This window comes from Rossellomorea sp. ABR4_004, from assembly GCF_056159585.1.
The window spans coordinates 1,463,000-1,485,921 of record NZ_JBSWVM010000001.1; the positions used below are offsets into that span (position 1 = coordinate 1,463,000).

General features: G+C 42.3%; 21 protein-coding genes and 1 tRNA gene. 8 read left to right on the forward strand and 14 right to left on the reverse strand.

What is annotated here, in order from left to right; genetic code table 11:
* Positions 1-124: 124 nt before the first annotated feature.
* The 6 genes from nagA (at position 125) to ACXAF2_RS07745 (ending at position 5,553) form a co-directional block, all read left to right on the forward strand.
* Positions 125-1,333 (forward strand): N-acetylglucosamine-6-phosphate deacetylase, encoded by a 1,209-nt coding sequence (gene nagA, locus ACXAF2_RS07720; RefSeq protein ID WP_475138044.1) that lies wholly within the window; start codon positions 125-127, stop codon positions 1,331-1,333.
* Complete coding sequence (gene nagB, locus ACXAF2_RS07725) at positions 1,320-2,069, forward strand: glucosamine-6-phosphate deaminase (protein WP_475138045.1); 750 nt, start codon at positions 1,320-1,322, stop codon at positions 2,067-2,069. The genes nagA and nagB overlap by 14 nt, the downstream gene beginning before the upstream one ends.
* Before the next feature lie 152 nt (positions 2,070-2,221).
* Positions 2,222-2,294, forward strand: a tRNA-Ala gene (locus ACXAF2_RS07730).
* 253 nt (positions 2,295-2,547) lie between these two features.
* The gene (locus ACXAF2_RS07735) at positions 2,548-3,765 is read left to right on the forward strand and encodes a lactate 2-monooxygenase (protein ID WP_475138046.1); all 1,218 of its coding nucleotides are present in this window, start codon (positions 2,548-2,550) and stop codon (positions 3,763-3,765) included.
* Between the two features lie 190 nt (positions 3,766-3,955).
* A complete protein-coding gene (locus ACXAF2_RS07740) occupies positions 3,956-4,498 on the forward strand; it encodes a GNAT family N-acetyltransferase (protein ID WP_475138047.1) in 543 nt (180 codons plus the stop codon).
* A gap of 62 nt (positions 4,499-4,560) precedes the next feature.
* Positions 4,561-5,553 carry a potassium channel family protein gene (locus ACXAF2_RS07745; protein ID WP_475138048.1) on the forward strand — a complete coding sequence of 331 codons (993 nt, stop codon included), beginning with the start codon at positions 4,561-4,563 and terminating at the stop codon, positions 5,551-5,553.
* Here ACXAF2_RS07745 and ACXAF2_RS07750 read toward each other — a convergent pair.
* The 3 genes from ACXAF2_RS07750 to ACXAF2_RS07760 form a co-directional block, all read right to left on the reverse strand.
* Complete coding sequence (locus ACXAF2_RS07750; RefSeq protein WP_475138049.1) at positions 5,546-5,953, reverse strand: YugN-like family protein; 408 nt, start codon at positions 5,951-5,953, stop codon at positions 5,546-5,548. The genes ACXAF2_RS07745 and ACXAF2_RS07750 overlap by 8 nt on opposite strands.
* Positions 5,954-6,043: 90 nt before the next feature.
* A complete protein-coding gene (locus ACXAF2_RS07755; RefSeq protein WP_475138050.1) occupies positions 6,044-7,393 on the reverse strand; it encodes a glucose-6-phosphate isomerase in 1,350 nt (449 codons plus the stop codon).
* Positions 7,394-7,597: 204 nt separating this feature from the next.
* Complete coding sequence (locus tag ACXAF2_RS07760; RefSeq protein WP_475138051.1) at positions 7,598-8,761, reverse strand: iron-containing alcohol dehydrogenase; 1,164 nt, start codon at positions 8,759-8,761, stop codon at positions 7,598-7,600.
* A gap of 199 nt (positions 8,762-8,960) precedes the next feature.
* Here ACXAF2_RS07760 and ACXAF2_RS07765 point away from each other — a divergent pair, with 199 nt between their 5' ends.
* Positions 8,961-9,194 carry a DUF378 domain-containing protein gene (locus ACXAF2_RS07765; protein WP_044338099.1) on the forward strand — a complete coding sequence of 78 codons (234 nt, stop codon included), beginning with the start codon at positions 8,961-8,963 and terminating at the stop codon, positions 9,192-9,194.
* A 95-nt stretch (positions 9,195-9,289) separates the two neighbouring features.
* On the opposite strand, the gene ACXAF2_RS07770 is transcribed toward ACXAF2_RS07765, so the two are convergent.
* The 3 genes from ACXAF2_RS07770 to ACXAF2_RS07780 form a co-directional block, all read right to left on the reverse strand.
* Positions 9,290-10,681: an aldehyde dehydrogenase gene (locus tag ACXAF2_RS07770; protein WP_475139143.1), complete on the reverse strand. Its 1,392-nt coding sequence runs from the start codon at positions 10,679-10,681 to the stop codon at positions 9,290-9,292.
* 221 nt (positions 10,682-10,902) lie between these two features.
* Positions 10,903-12,147 (reverse strand): Glu/Leu/Phe/Val family dehydrogenase, encoded by a 1,245-nt coding sequence (locus tag ACXAF2_RS07775; RefSeq protein WP_148970825.1) that lies wholly within the window; start codon positions 12,145-12,147, stop codon positions 10,903-10,905.
* Between the two features lie 151 nt (positions 12,148-12,298).
* Positions 12,299-13,492 carry an ornithine--oxo-acid transaminase gene (locus ACXAF2_RS07780; RefSeq protein ID WP_475138052.1) on the reverse strand — a complete coding sequence of 398 codons (1,194 nt, stop codon included), beginning with the start codon at positions 13,490-13,492 and terminating at the stop codon, positions 12,299-12,301.
* 298 nt (positions 13,493-13,790) lie between these two features.
* Here ACXAF2_RS07780 and ACXAF2_RS07785 point away from each other — a divergent pair, with 298 nt between their 5' ends.
* Entirely contained in the window at positions 13,791-15,173 is a 1,383-nt protein-coding gene (locus ACXAF2_RS07785) for a sigma-54 interaction domain-containing protein (RefSeq protein ID WP_475138053.1), read from the forward strand.
* Between the two features lie 325 nt (positions 15,174-15,498).
* Here the strand turns inward: ACXAF2_RS07785 and ACXAF2_RS07790 are convergent, their stop codons facing one another.
* The 8 genes from ACXAF2_RS07790 to ACXAF2_RS07825 all read right to left on the reverse strand — a co-directional run bounded on the left by ACXAF2_RS07790 (position 15,499) and on the right by ACXAF2_RS07825 (position 22,815).
* On the reverse strand, positions 15,499-16,959 hold the full coding sequence (locus ACXAF2_RS07790) for a catalase (protein ID WP_475138054.1): 1,461 nt from the start codon (positions 16,957-16,959) through the stop codon (positions 15,499-15,501).
* Between the two features lie 213 nt (positions 16,960-17,172).
* On the reverse strand, positions 17,173-17,505 hold the full coding sequence (locus ACXAF2_RS07795; RefSeq protein WP_475138055.1) for a DUF779 domain-containing protein: 333 nt from the start codon (positions 17,503-17,505) through the stop codon (positions 17,173-17,175).
* Between the two features lies 1 nt (position 17,506).
* A complete protein-coding gene (gene adh, locus ACXAF2_RS07800; protein WP_475138056.1) occupies positions 17,507-19,027 on the reverse strand; it encodes an aldehyde dehydrogenase in 1,521 nt (506 codons plus the stop codon).
* A 201-nt stretch (positions 19,028-19,228) separates the two neighbouring features.
* Positions 19,229-19,798 (reverse strand): MEDS domain-containing protein, encoded by a 570-nt coding sequence (locus ACXAF2_RS07805; protein WP_475138057.1) that lies wholly within the window; start codon positions 19,796-19,798, stop codon positions 19,229-19,231.
* 159 nt (positions 19,799-19,957) lie between these two features.
* Entirely contained in the window at positions 19,958-20,374 is a 417-nt protein-coding gene (gene yugI, locus ACXAF2_RS07810) for a S1 domain-containing post-transcriptional regulator GSP13 (RefSeq protein WP_044338107.1), read from the reverse strand.
* A 209-nt stretch (positions 20,375-20,583) separates the two neighbouring features.
* On the reverse strand, positions 20,584-21,837 hold the full coding sequence (locus tag ACXAF2_RS07815; RefSeq protein WP_475138058.1) for a hypothetical protein: 1,254 nt from the start codon (positions 21,835-21,837) through the stop codon (positions 20,584-20,586).
* Positions 21,830-22,387, reverse strand: a complete 558-nt coding sequence (locus tag ACXAF2_RS07820) for an RNA polymerase sigma factor (protein WP_475138059.1) — start codon at positions 22,385-22,387, stop codon at positions 21,830-21,832. The genes ACXAF2_RS07815 and ACXAF2_RS07820 overlap by 8 nt, the downstream gene beginning before the upstream one ends.
* A 143-nt stretch (positions 22,388-22,530) precedes the next feature.
* Positions 22,531-22,815 carry a spore morphogenesis/germination protein YwcE gene (locus tag ACXAF2_RS07825; protein ID WP_148970727.1) on the reverse strand — a complete coding sequence of 95 codons (285 nt, stop codon included), beginning with the start codon at positions 22,813-22,815 and terminating at the stop codon, positions 22,531-22,533.
* Between the last annotated feature and the right edge of the window lie 107 nt (positions 22,816-22,922).

The following is a 22,922-nucleotide window of genomic DNA, read 5'->3' on the forward strand; positions in this document are numbered from 1 at the left end:
TTATTATTTCATAAAGTTAGATTGCATTTACATTATAAAGACAATGTTTAAACATAAACTGGTATAGACATCTATACTATCTGGTGTTATTGTAGAAATGTAAAGTACTCAAGGAGTGATTTCAATGATCTCAAATATAGAAAAGCTGCTTATTCTGGATGGAAACATCTATGCAGAAGATACAGAATATGAAAAAGGGTATATCAAAATTGAGAATGGAATGATCACCGAAATGGGTGAGCGTTCCCAGTTAACCAATACAGAAGAATATAAAGTGATTTCACTTCCCCATGGGTATAGTGTTGTCCCGGGAATGATAGATATTCATATTCATGGCGTAAATGGTGCCGACACAATGGATGCCACACGTGAAGCTCTCGACACGATGACCGGGACACTTCCAAAAGAAGGAACCACAAGCTTCCTTGCGACAACGATGACGGAAGCATCCGATGCAATCGAAGAAGCCTTGAAGGCAACGGCAGACTATATGTCACACCAGCAAAGAAGCGGTCAGGCAGAAATACTCGGACTTCATTTAGAAGGTCCCTTCATAAACCCGGATAAAGCTGGTGCACAGCCTCTGAATCGTATCCAGAAGCCAAATGTCGAAGTATTTAAAACCTGGCAAGCTCTTTCAGGCGAAAACATTAAGTTGGTGACCCTTGCTCCTGAACTTGATGATGAATACGAACTGATCCGTTATTTAAAAGAGAATGGGATTGTTGCTTCAGTCGGTCATTCCAGTGCAACCTATGATCAGGTCGGGGAAGCCATCGATGCAGGATTGTCCCATGTTACCCACTTGTTCAACCAAATGTCGGGACTCCATCATCGTGAGCCTGGAATCGTCGGAGCATCCTTTCTTCGAAAAGAATTAATGGTGGAACTGATTTCAGACGGCATCCACGTTCGTCCGGAAGTGGCCCAATTGGCATTCGATCAAATTACAGACGAACGATTAATCCTCATCACTGATTCCATGAGAGCCAAATGCTTGAGAAATGGCCAGTATGATCTTGGCGGTCAGATGGTGACGGTTAAGGACGGGAAAGCATTATTGGACGAAGACACGTTAGCAGGAAGCGTATTGAAGATGAAAGACGCTTTTACAAATATCCAGGAATTCACTAAGGCAGATATGAGAAGCGCGATCAAAATGACCGCCGAAAACCCTGCCAGACAATTAAATGTCTTTGATCGAAAAGGGAGCCTTGCTCCACGGAAAGATGCAGATATCGTCATATTAGACGAAAACAAAGACGTATACACAACGATATGTAAAGGAAAAATAGCCTATATTCGAGAGGATGATACTCATGAAACTAATTGAAGTGAAAGACTACCATGAAATGAGTCAAGTCGCTGCAGACTATCTATTATCCAAGGTGAAAACATCTGATAAGCTGACCCTTGGATTAGCCACAGGGGGAACACCACAAGGGCTTTATGAAGCATTGATCAATGACCATAAACAGAACAGGACCTCCTATCAACATGTATCTTCGTTTAACCTGGACGAATACATCGGATTATCTGGTAAACACCCTAACAGCTACTACCATTACATGAATGACCACCTATTTAAACATATTGATATAGATTCAGAAAACACCCATATCCCTTCTGGAAAAGCGGTCGACCTCCAAAAGGAATGTGAGGCATATGATGAAAAAATCCGTTTACATGGCGGAATCGACCTTCAAATACTGGGAATCGGCAGCAACGGACATATCGGATTTAATGAACCAGGTACTTCTTTTGAATCCAACACCCACATTGTCGAGCTTGCCGAGTCTACACGTGAGGCGAATGCCCGTTATTTTAACTCGATTGACGAAGTACCTGCTCAAGCCATCACGATGGGCATTTCTTCGATTATGAAAAGCAAAGAAATCCTTCTCCTTGTTTCAGGTGAGGCGAAACAAGTGGCCATGAAAAAGTTAGTAGAAGGAGAAATCTCTGAGAACTTCCCTGCTTCTATCTTGAATCGCCACGAGCATGTCACGGTGATTGCCGATCAAGAAGCGCTGGCAATGGTGAAAGGGTTAGAGTTGTTGAACAGATGAAAGGATGAAGATGTGGAGTGAGTATACTTAGTCCATGTCTGGAGGCGGCGGACAATGGTTCGCCGCCTTTATATAGATGAAATCTGAGAATATAAAAAAAAAGATTGACGAACCCTATGAACATTTCTTATAATTAATCTTGACCGATTCACGGGGCATTAGCTCAGCTGGGAGAGCGTTTGGCTGGCAGCCAAAAGGTCAGCGGTTCGATCCCGCTATGCTCCATACACAAAAAAGGCGTCCTTATTTACAAATAAGGACGCCTTTTTTTATGTTTTTAGATGGTTGGCGGTTCATCGATCCAGTGACAATGAATGGGAGTCCGGTCGTTTGATCGGCCTCTTACTCTCTTAAAACAAATTGACTTTTCTGAATTCCATAAGTAACATTTTCCTTATAAGGAAAAGCTCGCCGATTACATACGCTTCCTTCTTATTATTTGCACCTGTTCCGGCAAAAAAGAAAGGAGAAGAATACCATGAATCAGTATGGAAACCAGGTCCAAAATGAAATCTATCAGAGGAAGGTCCGTCCCTCCATTCCATTCCGGTTTGAGGAGCTTGAACAAAAGGCCAGGGAACAACTTGAAGACGGTCCTTATTATTATGTAGCGGGAGGTGCCGGGGGTGAAGATACGATGCGCGCCAACAGAAATGCCTTCGACCGCTGGCAGATTGTTCCCCGTATGCTGAATAACGTTGAAATCCGTGATCTGAAAGTGACTGTATTGGGAGAAGTCTACTCCTCCCCTCTTATGCTCGCTCCCATCGGAGTGCAATCCATCGTTCACCCTGATGGGGAACTGGCGTCTGCACGTGCGGCATCATCCATGAATGTTCCGTTTATTGCAAGCTCAGCCTCTACTTACTCCATGGAGGAAATCGCTTCTGTCATGGGTAACTCCCCAAGATGGTTTCAGCTTTATTGGAGCAACGACCGTGAGATTGCAGCCAGTATGCTGGGGAGGGCTGAAGCGTCCGGATACTCCGCTATCGTCGTTACTCTTGATGCCCCGATGATGGCATGGCGTGAATCAGACCTTGAAAACGCGTATCTTCCCTTTCTGTCAGGAGAAGGAGTTGGGAATTATGTGAGCGACCCTGTCTTTCGTTCAATGCTGAAACATCCCCCTGAAGTTGACGCGAAGGCAGCTGCAACCCTATGGTCCAAAGTGTTTGGCAATGCCAGTTTGAAGTGGGATGACTTGGAGTTCCTGCGAGATCATACAAGCCTGCCGATCTTTCTTAAAGGGATTCTACACCCCGATGACGCAAACCTTGCCATCGATCACGGAATGGATGGGATTATTGTATCCAATCATGGTGGAAGGCAGGTTGACGGGGCCGTTGGAGCTTTAGACTCGTTGCCGATGATTTGTCAGGTTGTGAATGGGAGAATCCCTGTACTATTTGACAGTGGAATCCGACGGGGTGCGGATGTAGTGAAAGCATTGGCCCTGGGAGCGAGTTCCGTTCTCTTAGGCAGACCCTATATGTATGGATTGACCCTGGCTGGTGAACAAGGGGTGAAGGATGTCATCCGGAATGTACTGGCAGATCTCGACTTGACGATGGCCCTTTCCGGTCAAGCATCCGTTTCTGAATTAGATCCATCACTTCTTACGGACGTGAAAGACCGAACATTTCCTTCAAGGATAGGAAGAACAGATTCACAATCTGCGGGAATGAAATCATAATGAATCAGCCTCTGTCTAACACTGACAGGGGCTTTTTTGTTCAGTTCATTTGTGCCCCCTAGAAATCATTCTCCATCTATGCTGCTTTCACATATGACAAACCATGACCAATAGTAAAAGATACTATGAAATTTCCCATCCTTCCCGTTCCTGACATGGTATACTTTCATGTACAAAGGGGTTGATATTTTTGGGAAAATATCCAGTATTTGAAACAGAAAGAATCGTATTACGGCAGATCACTTTAGAAGATGTCGATTTTCTTCATGAACTCTATACTTCCCGGGAGGTTCTCCGCTATTTTGGAATGAATCCGATCGAATCGAAAGAAGTGGCGGTAAGTATGGTCGACAACTATGAAAAACACTTGGAGTCAGGAGGTCCCATGCGCTGGGCCATCGTGGAGAAGCATTCGAATAAGATGATCGGGACATGTGGGTTCCACGGCATTTCGAAAGCGTATAAGCGCTGCGAAATCGGATACGACCTTAGCCCTGATCAATGGGGTAAGGGAATCATGGGTGAGGCACTTTCCCCGTTACTCAGCTATCTATTTATAGATAAAGGAATGAATCGTGTAGGGGCAGTGATCGTTCCTTATAATAAGGCTTCATCACGAGTAGTTGAAAAACTCGGTTTCAAACAGGAAGGCTTACTAAGGGAGTATATCCTTCAGGGTGATCAAGTATATGATGCATATATGTACAGTTTATTGAAGAAAGAATGGCTTTAAGAGTTTTAGACGAACCTGAATAGGCAATAATGGTCAGTGCAGATGAAAAAGGAGCTGGTAGTATGGTGCAGCAAATGTTTCATGGATTCTTGCGCTGGCCTTTAGTTATACGAATATTTACAATCGCCATTACATTGATGCTTTCATTTGGAACCATCATTCATTTCATAGAGCCCGATACCTTCCCTTCCTTATTCGATGGGATCTGGTGGGCGATTATTACGACTTCCACTGTGGGGTATGGCGACTTTGTTCCTACATCATTTGAAGGCAGATTGATTGGCATTGTTCTCATCCTTGTAGGTGCAGGCTTTCTTTCAACTTATTTTGTCACACTTGCAGCGGAAACGGTCATGACACAAAATGCCTACCTGGAAGGAAGAGCTGCCTTTAAGGGAAAAGAGCATGTCGTCATAGTAGGCTGGAACGAACGAACGCGGGAAGTGATTAACCAGCTGACTTCTCTTCAATCCCAGTGTGAGATCATTCTTGTCGATGAAACCCTTCAAAAGAACCCCTATAATAATAACCATATTCATTTCGTTAGAGGTACGCCTTTTAAGGATGCCATTTTGAACAAAGTGAACCTTCATGAAGCTTCGATTGCCATTATCACTGCTGACCAAAATAAAGATGAGATGACAGCAGACATGAATTCTGTCTTAACACTGCTGGCGATAAAGGGGAATCATCCTGCTTTATACACGGTCGTGGAGATCCTCCAGAAGGATCAAGTGCCCAATGCTAAACGCGCTGGTGCCGATGAAGTAATTCAAACGAATATGCAAACCAGCTACGTGATGATGAACAGTATCATTTCTCAAGGGATGTCGAAGACGATTTTAAAGTTGTTGAACCACCTTAAAGGAAATAACCTGAAGCTGATCCCTGTTTCCGATGAATACATCAATGAAAATTTTCATTCATTAAGTGCACACCTTCTGAAGAACAATATTATCTTATTGGGCATAAAAAAAGGAGAAAACACGACTGTGAATCCTCCTTTGACGACTTTGGTTGAAGAAACGGATGAACTGCTTGTGATCTCTAACTAGAGAATAAAACGTTCTCCAGCTCTTTTACAAGTTCTTTCCCGACTTCAATATATTCTTCCGGGAAGCTTGCATCGGGATCTTGTGGTTCGGAAAATTGATTAACCGAGCCTGAGAAGGTTCCGGTTGATGCGTAATCGTCCAAGCCGCGCTGGTATTTATGAGAAAGAAGGAACGGTTTACCGAACTCAACCGTGGCCCCCCTTGAATCCAATTGACCGTCAACAGACGTAAACGGTACTCTCAAATATTGGTAGCCTACTTCGTCATTAATTTTGTAATCGAAATATCCGTGATCATAATCCCAATTACCACCTATCGAATATCCAAGCGGCTTTAATAGCTGTTCAAGCTTATACAGTTGATAATGCTGTCCTTCAATAGTAGATGAAAGCTCTATCACGTGGATCCATCCCCTTTCTTTTAGGGATAGTTTCTCCTAAAGTGAAAGAAAAATGTAAAAAGAGCACTGAGATTTCTCAGTGCTCTTTCCTTATTTAAGACGTTTTTCAAGCTCCGCCTTCTTCTCTTCAAAGCCTGGTTTTCCAAGAAGGGCGAACATATTCACTTTGTATGCTTCCACTCCCGGTTGATCAAATGGATTCACACCCAGCAGGTATCCACTCATGGCACATGCTTTCTCGAAGAAGTACACCAGGTAACCGAATGTGTATGCATCCATTGCCGGAATTTCAACGATCAGGTTTGGTACGCCACCATCTGTATGGGCAAGTAATGTCCCTTCAAACGCTTTGTTGTTTACAAAATCCACCGTTTCACCAGCTAGATAGTTTAAGCCGTCCAAATCACTGTCAGCTTTCTCGATTTTCAGCTCATGACGTGGCTCTGAAACCTTGATGACTGTTTCAAAAATATCACGGCGTCCTTCTTGAACATATTGTCCAAGAGAATGAAGATCTGTTGAGAAGTTAGCTGAAGAAGGATAAATACCTTTTTGGTCTTTCCCTTCACTTTCCCCAAATAGCTGTTTCCACCATTCAGAAAAGTATTGTAATCCAGGCTCATAGTTAATGAGCATTTCGATCGTTTTTCCTTTATTGTAAAGTGCGTTACGAACCGCTGCATATTGATAAGCAGGGTTCTCTGTAAGTTCAGATTTACTGAAATCTTCACGGGCCTGTGCAGCACCGTTCATCATCGTCTCGATTTCCACTCCACTTACAGCAATCGGAAGCAGTCCAACGGCTGTCAGAACAGAGTAACGTCCACCGATATCATCAGGAACAACGAATGTTTCATAGCCTTCGTCCGTTGCCAACGTTTTAAGGGCACCCTTGGATTTATCCGTTGTCGCATAGATGCGTTTGCGGGCTTCCTCAACACCGTATTTTTCTTCAAGCTTATTGCGGAAGATACGGAAGGCAAGTGCCGGTTCTGTCGTTGTACCAGACTTTGAAATCACATTGATGGAGAAGTCTTTTCCATCAAGAAGGTCCATTAAGTCCCTCATGTATGTGGAGCTGATATTTTGTCCAACAAACAAGACTTGTGGAGTGGAACGCTTTTCTTTCGGAAGAGCATTGTAGAAGCTGTGGTTCAGCATTTCAATCGCTGCACGGGCTCCCAAATAAGATCCACCAATACCAATGACAAGAAGGACATCGGAATCATTTTTTATTTTCTCTGCTGATTTCTGAATGCGTGAAAACTCTTCTTTATCGTACTCAACAGGAAGGTCGATCCATCCCAGGAAGTCGTTCCCTGCACCTGTTTGTTCGTGTAACGAATGATGAGCAACCTTCACGGCATCACTTAAGTATGTAAGTTCATGTTCTCCAAAAAACGATAACGCTTTTGAATAATCAAAACGAATGTGTGTCATAACCATCCTCCGATTAAAATATTTTCTTCTATCTCACTTTATCGAAAGCTGACCCGAGAATCAAGAAAGCCTCCTTTATGTAAGCGTGTGCATTGAAAATTTTTTCAACAACTGTTCTCACCCGAATATAATTCCCCTAATTATTGCTGAACAAACCAATAAAGAGGGACGGACCTTCGCAAGGTCCGTCCCTCCCACATTTCATTAAAGTGATGCTCTCAAGATCGCTAGTACGTCGTCTTTGTTTAATTTATTGAAGTTACCGAATTCGCCGTTCACCATGGCTTTGTCTGCCATCAGGTCCAGTTGACTGTCGTCGATATCATAGTCTGCCAATCGGGATGGGGCACCGATGCTCGTCCAGAATTCACGAAGCTTTTCGATTCCTTCCAGTGCCACTTCTTCTTCTGACTTACCGGCAGGGTCGACATTGAATACTCGTTCTGCAAGTTGGGCAAATCGGGCAGGATTCACATTCAAATTATGCTTCATCCAGTTAGGGAATAGGATCGCAAGTCCACCTGCATGAGGGATGTCATATACAGCAGACACGGCATGTTCGATATTATGGCTGGCCCAGTCACCGTTGTATCCCATTTGCAGCATTCCATTAAGGGCAATTGTTCCAGAGTACAGAATCGTCTCACGAAGCTCATAGTTCTCAAGATCATTAATCAACTTCGGAGCTGTTTCAATAACCGTAGTCAGAACGGACTCACACATACGGTCCTGAAGTGGTGTGTTGGTTGCATTATTGAAATATTGTTCAAACACGTGACTCATCATGTCTACCATACCGTAGATTGTATGATCTTTCGGTACTGTGAAGGTATTTACCGGATCCAGGATAGAGAATTGCGGGAATGTCACCGGGCTGCCCCAACCATATTTCTCATTCGTTTCCCAATTCGTGATAACAGATCCTGCATTCATTTCAGAGCCGGTCGCTGCAAGAGTCAGGACCGTTCCGAATGGAAGAGCTTCTTTTGCAAAAGCTTTCTTCGTTACAAGATCCCATGCATCACCATCATACTTTGCACCTGCAGCAATTGCTTTTGTACAGTCGATGACACTTCCCCCACCGACAGCTAAAATAAATTCAATATTATTTTCTTTACTTATCTCTACACCTCGTCTGACTGTGGAAAGACGTGGATTCGGTTCTACTCCGGAAAGTTCGAATACTTCACTATCAATATCCTTCAATACAGACATTACCTGATCGTATAACCCATTACGCTTAATGCTTCCGCCACCATACACGACAAGCACTTTTTTGCCATATTGAGGTACCAATTCTTTCAGCTGTTCTACTTGCCCTTTTCCAAAAATCAATTTGGTTGGATTGTAAAAAGTAAATTCATTCATATTTTGTTACCTCCTTGTATTTTATAAGGGACGAATTATTTCGTTACCCAAAATGTCTTCAACACATTTCCTATTATCGAATATATCGTCCCCCAAATGCAAAGAACTTGCATAAGGAAATTTTGTTGCATTTAAATTGAATAGGAATAGGAGCAATGGGAAACTTATAAATGAGCCATTCAATAAGGAGGAAAACAACATGAGTGCCATTCAACGTATTGCTTTGGTTCTTACCATCATTGGTGCTGTGAACTGGGGACTTATCGGCTTCTTTCAATTCGATCTTGTTGCAGCCATCTTTGGTGGTCAAGATGCCGCTCTATCACGAATCATATACGGTTTAGTTGGTATTGCCGGTCTAATTAACCTTGGACTGTTATTTAAACCGACGGAAGAGCTTGAAAGAGAACCTCATACTGAACCAACAAGATAAATGATGTTCAAAACAACATCAAAATGAACGAGGATTACACTTTGATCCTTCGCTTAAAAAGTCAAAAAGGTGACCCATCCTCTGGGTCACCTTTCTTATTTCAGTAACTTCTTAATGATCTGCATACCAAATCTTCCACTTGGATAACGGAAGCTTAAGTCAAACTTCGTCGTCTGTTTTAAGATGCTTTTGTAATGAGAGAAGGTTGAGAAGCTTGATTCTCCATGATAATTTCCAATCCCACTCTCCCCTACTCCCCCGAAAGGAAGATACGGTGTAACGATGTGCATCAGTGTATCATTTACACAACCGCCACCGTATGAAATCGATCCGTTGATTCTCTCTTCTGTAATTGGATTGCTAGTAAACAAATAAAGGGCCAATGGTTTCGGCCGCTCTGTCACAAAGTCAATGACTTCATCAAGCTCCTCATATTCTAGGACTGGGAAAACAGGGCCGAAAATCTCATCCTGCATCACCGGTACGGTAAAATCTCTTGGCTTCATTAAAGTCGGTTCAATTTTTAAGCTCCCAGAATCCACATTCCCTCCTAAAAGGATTTCACCATCTTCCAAATAGCTTGTTAAACGATTGAAATGACGATCATTAACAATCCGACCAAATTTATCACTCTTTAATGGTTCAGTTCCATAAAATTCAATAACCGTTTTCTTAAATTCAGTGATAAATTCATCTTTCTTGCTTTTATGAATAAACAGGTAGTCAGGTGCTATACACGTTTGTCCGGCATTCGTCACTTTCCCGAATGCGATGCGCTTGGCAGCCAGAGGAATATCAGCCGTTTCATCCACGATACACGGGCTTTTCCCGCCCAATTCAAGAGTGACGGGAATCAACTGCTTTGCTGCTGCTTCCATCACCACTTTTCCGACTGGGACGCTCCCGGTAAAGAAAATATAATCGAAAGGCTGTTTCAGGAGATGCTGTGTCGTCTCCACTCCTCCTTCAATGACGAGGAGCTGTCTTGGATCAAAATGAGTATTGATCATTTCCGCTAATAAAGCTGATGTAGAAGGAGTTAATTCTGATGGTTTAATGATGGCTGTATTACCGGCTGCGATCGCTCCAATGACAGGAGCAAGTGCAAGTTGGATCGGGTAATTCCAAGGTGCGATGATCAGTGTTACCCCGTAAGGCTCCGGGACGGTATAGGCTTTCGAGCCAATATGTGTTTTCGCCGTCTTGACCTTTTTAGGTTCTGCCCATTCGTCGATATTCTTCAGAACGAACCGAATTTCTTCAAGCAGGATTCCGATTTCTGTCGCATACGTTTCCATCTCAGATTTATTTAAATCTTTTTTCAATGCATCAATGATTTCTGCTTCATGATTTTTTATGACTGCTGAGAACTTCTCTAACAAGTCTTTTCTATATTGTAGTGGCCTCGTAACCCCGGACTTAAAAAATTGCTTATGATGTTGAAGTGTTGATTCAACCGCTTCAATAGACGCTTCTTCTATAATCATTTCAGTTGTCACATGAATCCCTCCAAAATGTTTAATGTTCATTAGTTTAAACATAAGAACGTAAATATCGTACGATGTTTTGCATCCGTTGTCAATTTCAATGATTTTACCCAAAATTGATGCTCTCTAATCATTTCGTTATTAAAGAAATAAATCCTTTAAAACCGAAAAAAGAACGTATCCCCAATAAATTGAGAATACGTTCTTATCTTATGCGATCGTTACACCCAACCTCTGAATCTAGAGGCTTCAGCCATTTTGCGTGCGCCGACCATGTATGCGGCGAGTCGCATATTCACTCGACGATTCTGAGATGTTTCGTATACATTGTTGAAAGCTTCGACAAGTTTAGCATGAAGCTTCTCGTTTACTTCTTCCTCCGTCCAATAATACCCCTGATTATTCTGAACCCATTCGAAATATGAAACCGTTACTCCACCGGCACTTGCCAGTACGTCTGGAACAAGCAGGATTCCTCTTTCAGAAAGAATTCGTGTTGCTTCAAAGGTAGTCGGACCGTTTGCAGCTTCTACCACAATGGATGCTTTAATATCATAGACATTCTCTTCAGTGATCTGGTTTGAAATCGCAGCAGGGACAAGGATGTCACACTCCAGCTCCAGCAATTCCTTATTTGAAATCGTGTTTTCAAATAGGGTCGTTACTGTACCGAAGCTATCCCGACGGTCTAACAGATAATCAATATCCAAACCAGCCGGATCATGAAGGGCACCATGGGCATCGGAAATGGCAATGACCTTTGCACCGGCATCGTGCATGAACTTCGCTAAGAAACTGCCGGCATTTCCAAAACCTTGGATGACGACGCGTGCACCTTTGATGTCAATGCCACGTTTCTTTGCAGCTTGGTCAATACAGATGGTAACACCTTGAGCCGTTGCCTTTTCACGACCTTGGGAACCACCAAGAACAATCGGTTTTCCTGTAATGAATCCTGGTGAGTCATTTTCACGAAGACGGCTGTACTCATCCATCATCCAAGCCATGATTTGAGAGTTTGTGTATACATCCGGTGCCGGAATATCCTTTGTAGGACCGACAATTTGACTGATGGCACGAACATAACCGCGGCTTAGCTTTTCCAGTTCGGTGAAAGACATCGTTCTTGGATCACAGATGATCCCGCCTTTCCCTCCACCGTATGGCAAATCAACAATTCCGCATTTTAAGCTCATCCACATGGATAAAGCCTTTACTTCCTCTTCATCCACTTCAGGGTGGAATCGTACTCCGCCCTTGGTAGGTCCGACTGCGTCATTATGTTGTGCACGGTAGCCCGTAAATACTTTGATACTGCCATCGTCCATTCGAACCGGGATACGAACGGTCAACATACGAATCGGCTCTTTCAGAAGTTCATACATTTCTTCCGTATATCCAAGCTTCGATAAAGCATCATTGATGACATGCTGTGTAGAAGTAAACAGATTAAGGTTTTCTCCCATTGTAAACATTCGCCTCTTTATTATGTGATCTGAAACGTTGTAATTGTAACATATTACCGTATCTTTAACCATTGACTGGGGAAAGAAATAATTTTTATTTTCATGCCTGTTCCAGTCTATTTAAGAAAAAAACTTTTTACCCCAGAGGGAATTAAGACAATACTTTTTTGATTCTTTCAATTGCCCAATCCAGATCTTCTTGTGAGATGACAAGTGGTGGAGCGAAACGGATGACTGTATCATGTGTTTCCTTACAAAGCAGTCCTTCTTCTTTCAGTTGTTCACAGTATTTACGGGCTGGTTCTTTCAGTTCCACTCCGATAAATAATCCGCTGCCACGAACTTCCTTAATCATAGGATTATCTATCTCACGAAGTTTACTCATAAAGTATTCTCCCAATTGCAGAGAACGGTCTGCCAGGTTTTCATCGATCAATACATCCAGTGACGCGACAGAAACCGCACATGCCATCGGATTCCCTCCGAAAGTAGAACCGTGGGAGCCAGGATTGAATACGCCTAATACGTCTTCACTAGCCACAACACATGAAATCGGGAACACTCCGCCTCCAAGTGCTTTTCCTAAAATGTACATGTCAGGGTCAACATCTTCCCACTCACACGCGAACATTTTCCCTGAGCGGGCAAGACCTGCCTGAATTTCGTCTGCAATGAATAGAACGTTGTTTTCTTTACATAATTCATACGCTGCTTTCATGAAGCCTTTAGGAGGGAATACGATCCCTGCTTCCCCCTGGATCGGTTCGATTAGGAAAGCGGCTGTATTTGGTGTGATGGCTTCTTTTAACGCATCCAGATCACCGTATGGAATCAAGTTGATTCCTGGAAGCATCGGGCCGAAACCACGCTTGTATTCTTCTTCTGAAGAAAGGGAAACAGCTGTCATCGTTCTTCCGTGGAAGTTCCCGTTACACGCGATGATTTCCGCACTGTTTTCTGCTACACCTTTCACATCATACGCCCAGCGGCGAGCTGTCTTGATCGCCGTTTCCACGGCCTCTGCACCCGTATTCATTGGAAGAGCCATGTCTTTACCAGTCATCTTACAAATCTTCTCATACCAAGGGGCTAATTGATCGTTGTGGAACGCACGTGACGTCAGTGTCACACGGTCTGCTTGATCTTTTAACGCCTGGATGATCTTTGGATGACGATGTCCCTGGTTGACCGCTGAATAAGCGCTAAGCATATCCATATACTTATTGCCTTCCGGATCCTTGACCCATACACCCTCCGCTTCTGAAATAACGATTGGTAGGGGATGATAGTTTTTCGCACCATATTTTTCGGTTTGTTCAATAATTGAATGAGTACTTACTGCCATGAAAGTTCCTCCTTGCTTAAAAGCATTTTATTTTTAATGCCATATGACGAGGCTAGTTAACAGGTATGCAAAAAAAATTTGCATTTAGAAAACCCTTACACTTATAATAATGCAAAAGATAGTTGCGTTTTTCAAGAGTTTTTTAAAAATTTTTTATAATTCCGCTCTTTTTGCCGATTCAATTCCTTAAGAGTCTTAAATTCAGCAACGGCCGGATGGAAAATCCGCTCAAAATCATTTTTTATTGACGATAGATTTTGCAGTAAGAACTATTGAAAAAGAAGAGGAGTGAGACAGCATGCTGGAATCTGAAAAGCGTTTGTATATGTACGAAAAAGTCGCTGAACACCTCGAATCAGGCGTTCATGTCATCGATTCTACCGGTAGAACCATCATCTACAATCGTAAAATGAGGGAAATCGAAGGCATGGAAATCGAAGACGTCCTTGATAAAAATTTGCTGGATGTTTTCCAATTTCATTCCGAAGAGGAAAGTACTCTTCTTAAAGTTCTCAGCACAAAGGAACCTACCCTCAACGTGAAGCAAACTTACTTTAATATAAATGGAATTGAAATCACTACAATGAACGATACATTCCCTATCTTTCATGAGGAGGTGTTGATTGGAGCGATCGAAATTGCCAGGGACATCACCAAGCTCGAAAAGGTGATGAGGGATCAATTACATAAGCGCCCGAGCAGCTTATATACCTTTGATAGCATCATCGGTAAGCATGACCGCCTGCAGGACGCAGTCGAAACCGGAAAGCGGGCTGCAAGGACTTCTTCCCCTGTGTTGATCTGTGGTGAAATCGGGACCGGCAAAGAGCTTTTCGCTCAAAGCATCCATAACGACAGCGCACGCGCCAACCGTCCCTTCATCACCCAGAACTGTTCATCATTACGTGATGATATGCTTGAAGAAATCCTTTTTCATGAAGAGCGGGAAGGCAGCAACCCGGAAGATCACCGGCCATCCCTCTTCCAACAAGCACAGGGAGGAACGCTCCTGCTCGATGAAATCAACTCCTTAACCCCTTCCCTTCAGGAGAAGCTATTAAACTTCTTTTCCCGGGGGACGGACCTTCCATACGATGTGCGGGTGATGGCGACGGTGAACGAGGATCCCATCGACGCCATCGCAGAAGGACGGTTATTAAAGGACCTCTATTACAGGCTGAGCATTGTTTCCATCTTCATCCCCTCTCTCCGTGCGAGAAAAGAAGATTTACCGGAGATTGTGAATTATTTCATTGACCGGTTCAACCACCATTTCGCCATGAGTATCAAAGGGATTTCGAATGAAGTGAGGGAGATTTTCCAGCAGTATGACTGGCCGGGCAATGTGAGGGAACTTGAGCATGTCATCGAGGGAGCGTATAATCTTGTTGGCTTTGAAGAGGAGATTGGTTTCAACCACCTTCCATTCGGATTCAGGCAGAGGATTCATCATACGGCGACTGGAGAAGAAAATCAGGATGAATCCGAGTTCCTCTACCAATCCGGAACCGAAATCAAGCCACTGGAAATTTTCATGGAAGAAGCGGAAACCTATTATATTCAAAAAGCGTTGAAATACCATGACTTTAATATTACCAAAACGGCGAAATCCCTTGGGATGAGCAGGCAGAATCTACAGTATCGGATTAGGAAGTACGGGATAGAACGCACTTCATTTTGATGGTGGTGGCCACTTCTCTTTTTTGAGGAGTGGCTTTTTGTTTTTGGGGGTGATGGGGTTGATTGGAGTTGTTTGAAAATGCGATTTTTGTCGTTTTTGGGAAACCTGAAAATACGGTTGCTAAAATGAAAGTTAGGTTGATATATTGCTATGAATGTCGAATAAATCCTGATAACAGTTTATACCTATAATTCTCTAAGAATGGCTGTAAATCCATATGATGATTGAAAGTAAATCTCCATAAAACCAAACATAAAAAAAGAGCACCAGCCCCTTCATCAGCATAACTCCACTGACAAAAAGACCAGCACTCACTCCTCCATGCTTATTCCATATGCTGCAAATAAGGAGTCAAATCCACACCAATACTCTCCGCAAGCTTCTTACCGAGCTCTACATCTGCCCGGAAGAAATTACACACCGCGCGCAAGGCTATTCTTTCATTGATTTGTGACAGTTCACTGGAAATATTCTTCACTACTTGCTCTTTCACCTCATCCGGGTAGCTTCTGTAAATACGGCCGGCCTGACCGAAATCATCTGTTTTCCGGATTTTCTGCCTTCCTCTTTCACCCGTCATCGGCTGATGTATTTCCGAATATCCCGCCACTTCTTTTGGTGTATCAACGAAGCTGTTCGGCTCATAGTTCACTGAACCCGTCTGTTGCTTGAACGGCATATGTCCGTCCCTTTGATTATTCGCCACCTGTGCGAATGGACAGTTGATCGGGAGCTGTAGGTAGTTGGCACCTATCCGGTAGCGCTGTGTATCAGAATAGGAGAATAGCCTTCCTTGCAGCAGCTTATCTTCAGAAGGGAGCATTCCGTTCACAAGCACTCCCGGATTGAAGCCCACTGATTCCGTTTCCGCAAAGATGTTTTCTGGATTTTCATTTAAAATCATCGTACCGACAAAGTGAGATGGGATGTCATCTTCTGACCAGTCCTTCGTCGCATCAAGAGGATCGAAATCAAAGGAATCCATATCCATTGGGTCCAGTACCTGAACATACAGATCCCATTCAGGGAAATCTCCTTTTTCAATCGAATCATATAGATCACGGCTTGCATGGTTAAAATCTTCCCCTTGAATCTCAGCTGCTTTTTCCGCAGATAAATTCTCAATACCTTGTTTCGGCTTCCATCGAAGCTTTACGTACACTGTATTCCCAGCTGCATTCACCCATTTATACGCATGTACACTGGTTCCGCGCATTTGTCTATAGTTCGCAGGGATCCCTTCATCCGTGTAGAGATGCAGGAGCATATTGGTTGATTCCGGCGTCAAGGACATGAAATCCCAGTATCTCTCAGGTTCTTGGATATTTGTTTGTGGATTTGGCTTTAATGAATGAACCATATCGGGGAACTTCATGGCATCACGAATAAAGAAGACAGGAAGGTTATTCCCGACAAAATCCCAGTTCCCTTCTTCTGTATAAAATTTCACGGCAAATCCACGGGGATCCCGTAAGGTTTCAGGAGAATGCTGGCCATGGACGACAGTGGAAAAACGGGCAAATACAGGTGTTTCTTTTCCTGCCTCCTGAAAAAGTGCGGCTTTTGTATATTTTTTCATGCTATTTTTGGTAATGAATACGCCATGCGCACCCGCTCCTCGGGCGTGAACGACTCTTTCAGGAACTCTTTCACGATCGAAGTGAGCCAATTTCTCAATTAGCTGATAATCTTCAAGCAGTGCAGGTCCTCTTTCCCCAGCTGTTATTGAGTTCTGGTTATCGCCGATCGGGGCACCTTGATTCGTTGTGAGTTTTCTTTTATCCACTAAAAACACTCCTTTAGATTATAATTATTATTAAGTGATTATAGTTTTATTTTAACTATTTGAGAATGAAAGTCAATCACAAATTATAATTATTTTAAATTAGTAATCATTAAAATTAACGAAATCAGGCATAAAAAAAGAGACAACCTATAGTATAGGTTGTCTCTAAAAAATATTATCGGGTTTGGAAGAGTAGAACCAAAACCTTCACGTTTATGGTTTGATCAATTTAGAATCCGTGATAAAGCGTACGCCTTCCGTTGATTCCAAAGAGAACACTCCTCCCCTTCCTTCCCTGACATCCAATATGATCCGGAAATGCTTCCAATACTCATATTGCTGTTCGTTCATATAAAACGGACAGTCGGCTACAGTACCTACTAATACATCACTGTCACCGATGATTAAATCATCCTGACTTAAACACATAGGAGAACTGCCATCACAACATCCCCCAGACTGATGAAACAGGAGAGCACCATGCTTGCCTTTTAACGTTTCAATGAGATGGAGGGCTTGTTCTGTTGCCTCTAGTCGCTGTTCCATTTTAGAAGAATCCTAACGCTTTAGGGCTATAGCTAACTAGTAAATTCTTCGTTTGTTGATAGTGTGATAGCATCATTTTATGATTTTCACGACCGATACCGGACATTTTGTATCCACCGAATGCCGCATGTGCCGGGTATTGGTGATAACAGTTCGTCCATACGCGTCCTGCTTGAACCTCTCTACCGAAACGGTAAGCCGTGTTCATGTCACGCGTCCATACACCTGCTCCAAGTCCATAAAGAGTATCATTGGCGATTTCAAGGGCTTCTTCTTTCGTTTTGAACGTTGTAACGGAAACAACTGGCCCAAAGATTTCTTCCTGGAAAATACGCATTTTGTTGTTGCCTTTGAAGACGGTCGGCTTCACATAGAAACCTGCTTCCTGATCTCCATCCAGCGTATTTTGCTCACCACCGATGAGTAATTCCGCTCCTTCTTCTTTCCCAATTTCAATATAAGATAAAATCTTATCCAATTGTTCTTGAGAGGCTTGAGCACCCAGCATTGTATCTGAATCCAACGGGTTCCCCTGCTTGATTTGTTTCACGCGTTCGATTGCACGCTCCATGAATTTATCGTAGATCGACTCCTGGATCAGCGCCCTTGAAGGACATGTACACACTTCTCCTTGATTAAGTGCAAACATCACGAAACCTTCAACTGCTTTATCAAGGAAATCATCATCCTGGTCCATTACATCTTCAAAGAAGATATTAGGTGATTTACCACCAAGTTCTAACGTAACAGGGATAATGTTTTGAGAAGCATATTGCATGATCAGGCGACCTGTAGTCGTTTCACCTGTGAAAGCTACCTTACCAACACGCTTACTTTGCGCAAGGGGTTTCCCTGCTTCCACTCCAAACCCTTGTACCACATTCAGTACACCTTTAGGCAGCAGGTCTTCAATGAGTTCAATCAGAACCATGATGGAAGCCGGTGTTTGCTCAGCAGGTTTCAAGACTACACAGTTTCCTGCAGCAAGGGCAGGTGCAATCTTCCATACACCCATCAGAATCGGGAAGTTCCAAGGAATGATTTGGGCCACAACCCCGATTGGCTCATGGAAATGATAAGAGACCGTATCATTATCGATCTCACCAAGAGATCCTTCCTGGCCTCTGATACATCCGGCGAAATAACGGAAGTGATCAATCGCAAGTGGTAAGTCTGCCGCTAATGTTTCACGAACAGGCTTACCATTATCCCAAGTTTCGGCTACAGCAAGCATTTCTAAGTTTTCTTCTATACGATCGGCGATTTTATTTAAGATGATGGATCTTTCCGTAGCAGAGGTTTTCCCCCATGCGTCTTTCGCTGCATGTGCTGCATCCAATGCCTTTTCGACATCCTCTTTGTTTGAACGGGCAATTTTCGTGAAAACTTTCCCCGTGACAGGTGATACATTTTCAAAGTATTCTCCACTTGCCGGCGGCACATATTCTCCACCAATAAAGTTCTCATACTTGTCCTTAAATTGTACCAATGAACCTTCAGTATTCGGATTATTATAAAGCATCTAAGATCCTCCTGTAATTATGTATTTTTCTGTTAATTAAGCGCTTTCATTATTATTATAGGTCATTTAGGAGGTACGGACAAGTATATTGTTCAAAAATTCTTTATTTTTCGTTAATTCATGATAAAGTTCTCTACCAATAGGCAGATTCCCCTCATCAAAAAAAACACGATGATCTCATCATGAGAACCAACGTGTTTTTTATGAATATTTAATTTTACTGTATACTTTCGAGGGCACAATATCCTCATCAGACATAAGATGTCCATGATTTTTCTTTAGTGCCTCTTCCAGATGATCCGGCATCTTTTCTGAATCATACGCACAGACTACGGTCATATTATGCTCATGAACCACTTGATCGGTTTCTGTTTCGAACCACTCGATGATGGAACAAGGATCTTCCAATGTCCCCCATTCGACATTGGTCCAGGATCGGAAAGAAATTCCATGTTCTAAATAAGGGGCAATGGTTTTCTTTAATTGCTCATAAATGGCTGGAGGGTGATAACTTCCGCTTGATTGATAAAATTCAAAGTTACTGATAGCATGGACTTTCTCCAATTGTTTACTTGTTAATTGGGTGTTTAGGCGTTTTTGTAATACATTCATATTTCTTTCGTTTTCAATTAAGATGACGATTTCCCCGTTTTCAATTCCTTCAAGTGTATACGTTATGGCATTATTCAAATACCGTTTTCTGTCTTGATAAGGATAAAGAACATGAGTACACTCATTGCCGGCTATAAGCTTACTTATCTTCTCTTTCAAATTTTACCACCTCCCCAATTTATCTCTTGTAGTACTATTTCTATAATATATTTGTAAAACCCTCTTTTATAAAAGGAATTCATACGATTGTAAGAAATTTGAAATAAGATCATAAAAAAAAGACTGCCTATAAGAAAGACAGTCTCCTTACTATTGATATTATTTCTTAATTAGGTCTTCACGTTCTGATTGTTCGATCCACTCTTCAAGCTTGTCTTTAAGAGTGTTGAAGCCAGCTGGTGTTGTTTCTTCGTTTGCTTGCTTTACACTTCCTTGACCTTGACGGCGAGGTTTTTTCGCTGCTGCAGGTTTTGCTTGAGGTGCTGCAGGAGCTTCTTCTGTAGCACGGATAGAAAGGCTGATTTTACCAGCTGCTTCGTCCACTGATAATACTTTAACCTTTACTTCGTCGCCTACTGAAAGGTGCTCGCTTACATCTTTAACAAAGCCGTGAGTGATTTCAGAGATATGAACTAATCCTTGTGTTTCTTCGTCAAGTGCAACGAACGCACCGTATGGTTGAATGCCTGTAACTTTACCTGTTACAACAGTTCCTGTTTCGAATTTTGTAGTCATGGTAACACTCCTAGTATATATATTATTTTTCGTCTTTACACGCAATTGTAGATTATATCATAGAATCCGTGATTCGGCAAAAGTTTATTCTGTCAGACCTTTGCAACTAAACCCATTTTTCTTCGATTTTCCACCTATAATTGCTTTCTCACTAGTTATGCTTCCCAATTATTAAAATTATTAAAACAGTGTAAACTTAGCATTCATTATTAGTCCTTATATCGTTCTTCTGTCTCTGAAGACAAAATGACCGGTGTCGTCTGAACCCAACGATCTGGCTTAACGAAATTTACACGTCTTAACTCCTCATATACTTCTTTCAGATGAAGGGTTGTTGTGTAATCTGGGAACTCCTTCAGCATATAACGGTAGGTTTCTTCTACATGTGATTTCAATTTACCACTTTCGTCAAAGATTGGCTGGTACACATTCCCCTCTGTAAAATATTGATATAGAAGGTCGTATTCATGCTTCACTTCTACCCTGAATCTTGAGTCATCCGGCAGTTCCTTTAACATCTTCTCGTAGTCCATCAAGCGATCAGCTGCTTCTTTCCATGTCCCTGTAAATTCTCCTGCTTTAATGACTGGGTCAAATCGGGTAATCATATACAATTCATATCCTTCCGGTAAGGCTTCACGATTCGTGATCATCCTGAAGTACTCCACATCCAATGTCGTTTCAAGCCGGTCCGTTTCACTGTTATACGATAGCTTTACTGCATTATTGAATATTCCATCCCGTAACAACCATAGTTTGGGGGGATAGTCGTTTTTCATCTGGTTGAACTCCTTCATATTGAATTCTCCGTTCTCAACGAAAGGCTTCCAATATTCACCATACTTATTCAACTCGTCCTCATATAGCGGGAGGATTTCTTGTTCCTTTTTAATAAAATCATCAACCCATACTTCTGCTTCTTCCTTCGTTAAAGGAGCTTTCAGATTTTTCATCATCACATCAGGAGTAGCCAATATCTGATTCAATTCGTCACTCGCTCTCTGGACCCAATCCAGTTTTCTTTCATTTGAGAAGTCCCGCATTGGAATGGATTCGATATATGTGAGCTGCCTCCCTGCACCCCGGGCGATCTCAGTCGAATTAAATATGCTTTCCGTAAACCCGATCCGTTCCATTGCTTGAATTTTCCTAAGATCATATTGAGCTTTTGCATCTTCTATTTCCCTTTGAAGTCGTTGGTCTGACTCACCGGCATAATCAGCTTGATTCCCACTCTGTCTTCCCGGTTCATCCATCGTAAGCTGCAGGATGAGAACCGCACCGATGAGAAGCACACCAATGAAGCTTGCGACGTATGGCCAATGAATAAGTGGGCGCTTCTTTTGGGATTTTCCTTCTTGTTTTATGGCTTGTATGATGTCTGAAGGATTGGTCTGATCCGGAATTTTCTTATACGATTGATTCAATAATTCCATGCGTTTTTCAAGCATTTTGTCATCCATTCAATCTCCCCTCCCTTTTTTCAGCCTCTTCCAGTTCTTTTTTCAAGAGGTTTTTGCCTCTTAACAGTCTTGTTTTAACAGTAGATAAATTGATTGACAGTATTTCAGCTATTTCTTCATACTTCTTTTCATGAAAATAATAGAGGATGATTGGTAGTTGATATTTACCATCCAGCTTTTGAATGCATTCGTGCAGCATACGATCCTCTTCCTGCCTCAGGATACGTTCTTGAGGAGTAATGACGTTTTCTGAAGGTTCATTCCCAATTTTTTTCACTCGATTGTTGTGCTGATTTTCTTTTCGTTTAAAGTCCCTCGACACATTCAAAGTAATTTTATAAAGCCAGGTAGTAAACTTCGCATATGAGAACCCGTCCAGAAACCTGTATACACGAATGAACACTTCCTGGGTGATATCCGGTATATCAGCGATGGAATTCCCCATCTGATACGCAAACCGTTCAACGATGGGAGAATAATAAGTGATTAAATGCCTATATGCCTGCAGATCTCCTTTTTTCGCACGTTCGATCAAGTGCTCATTTTCCACTCGAATCTTCCCCCTTTCCCTTCGATGCTTTCATTTATGTAACGAATGTGATGTGGATTTTGTTTCATTTATTTACCATTGAATTCATTCTTTTTAAATAAAAAGACAAAAAAAAAGACCAACCCAATTCTAATTGGATCAGACTAATTCTTTACAGTGATTGATTTCTTCTTTCGTTGCTTTTGAATAAATGGTAAGGCATACAGCATGAAGGCTGCAATATGGGCGAATGCAAGATTGGCAACAAACAGGCTCCAAAGTGTTACATGACCCCATCCCCCAAGTTCCGGAACCGCTACGTAATAAATAAACACTGCCCATAAGGCTATAACAAATGGGATATGAAGAACCGCCCACTTACGATGTTCGATCCAAAGAAACAGTGGTGTAGCCGTTGCGATAAATAGATATACAAGAAATACATCCATAGTAAATTCCTCCAATCCAATAGTAAACGCTTTCAATTATGGCGAAAAAAAGAATAATTTGTGAACGTTCTGTTACAATTAGTATACTACATTTTAGAGAAATTTCC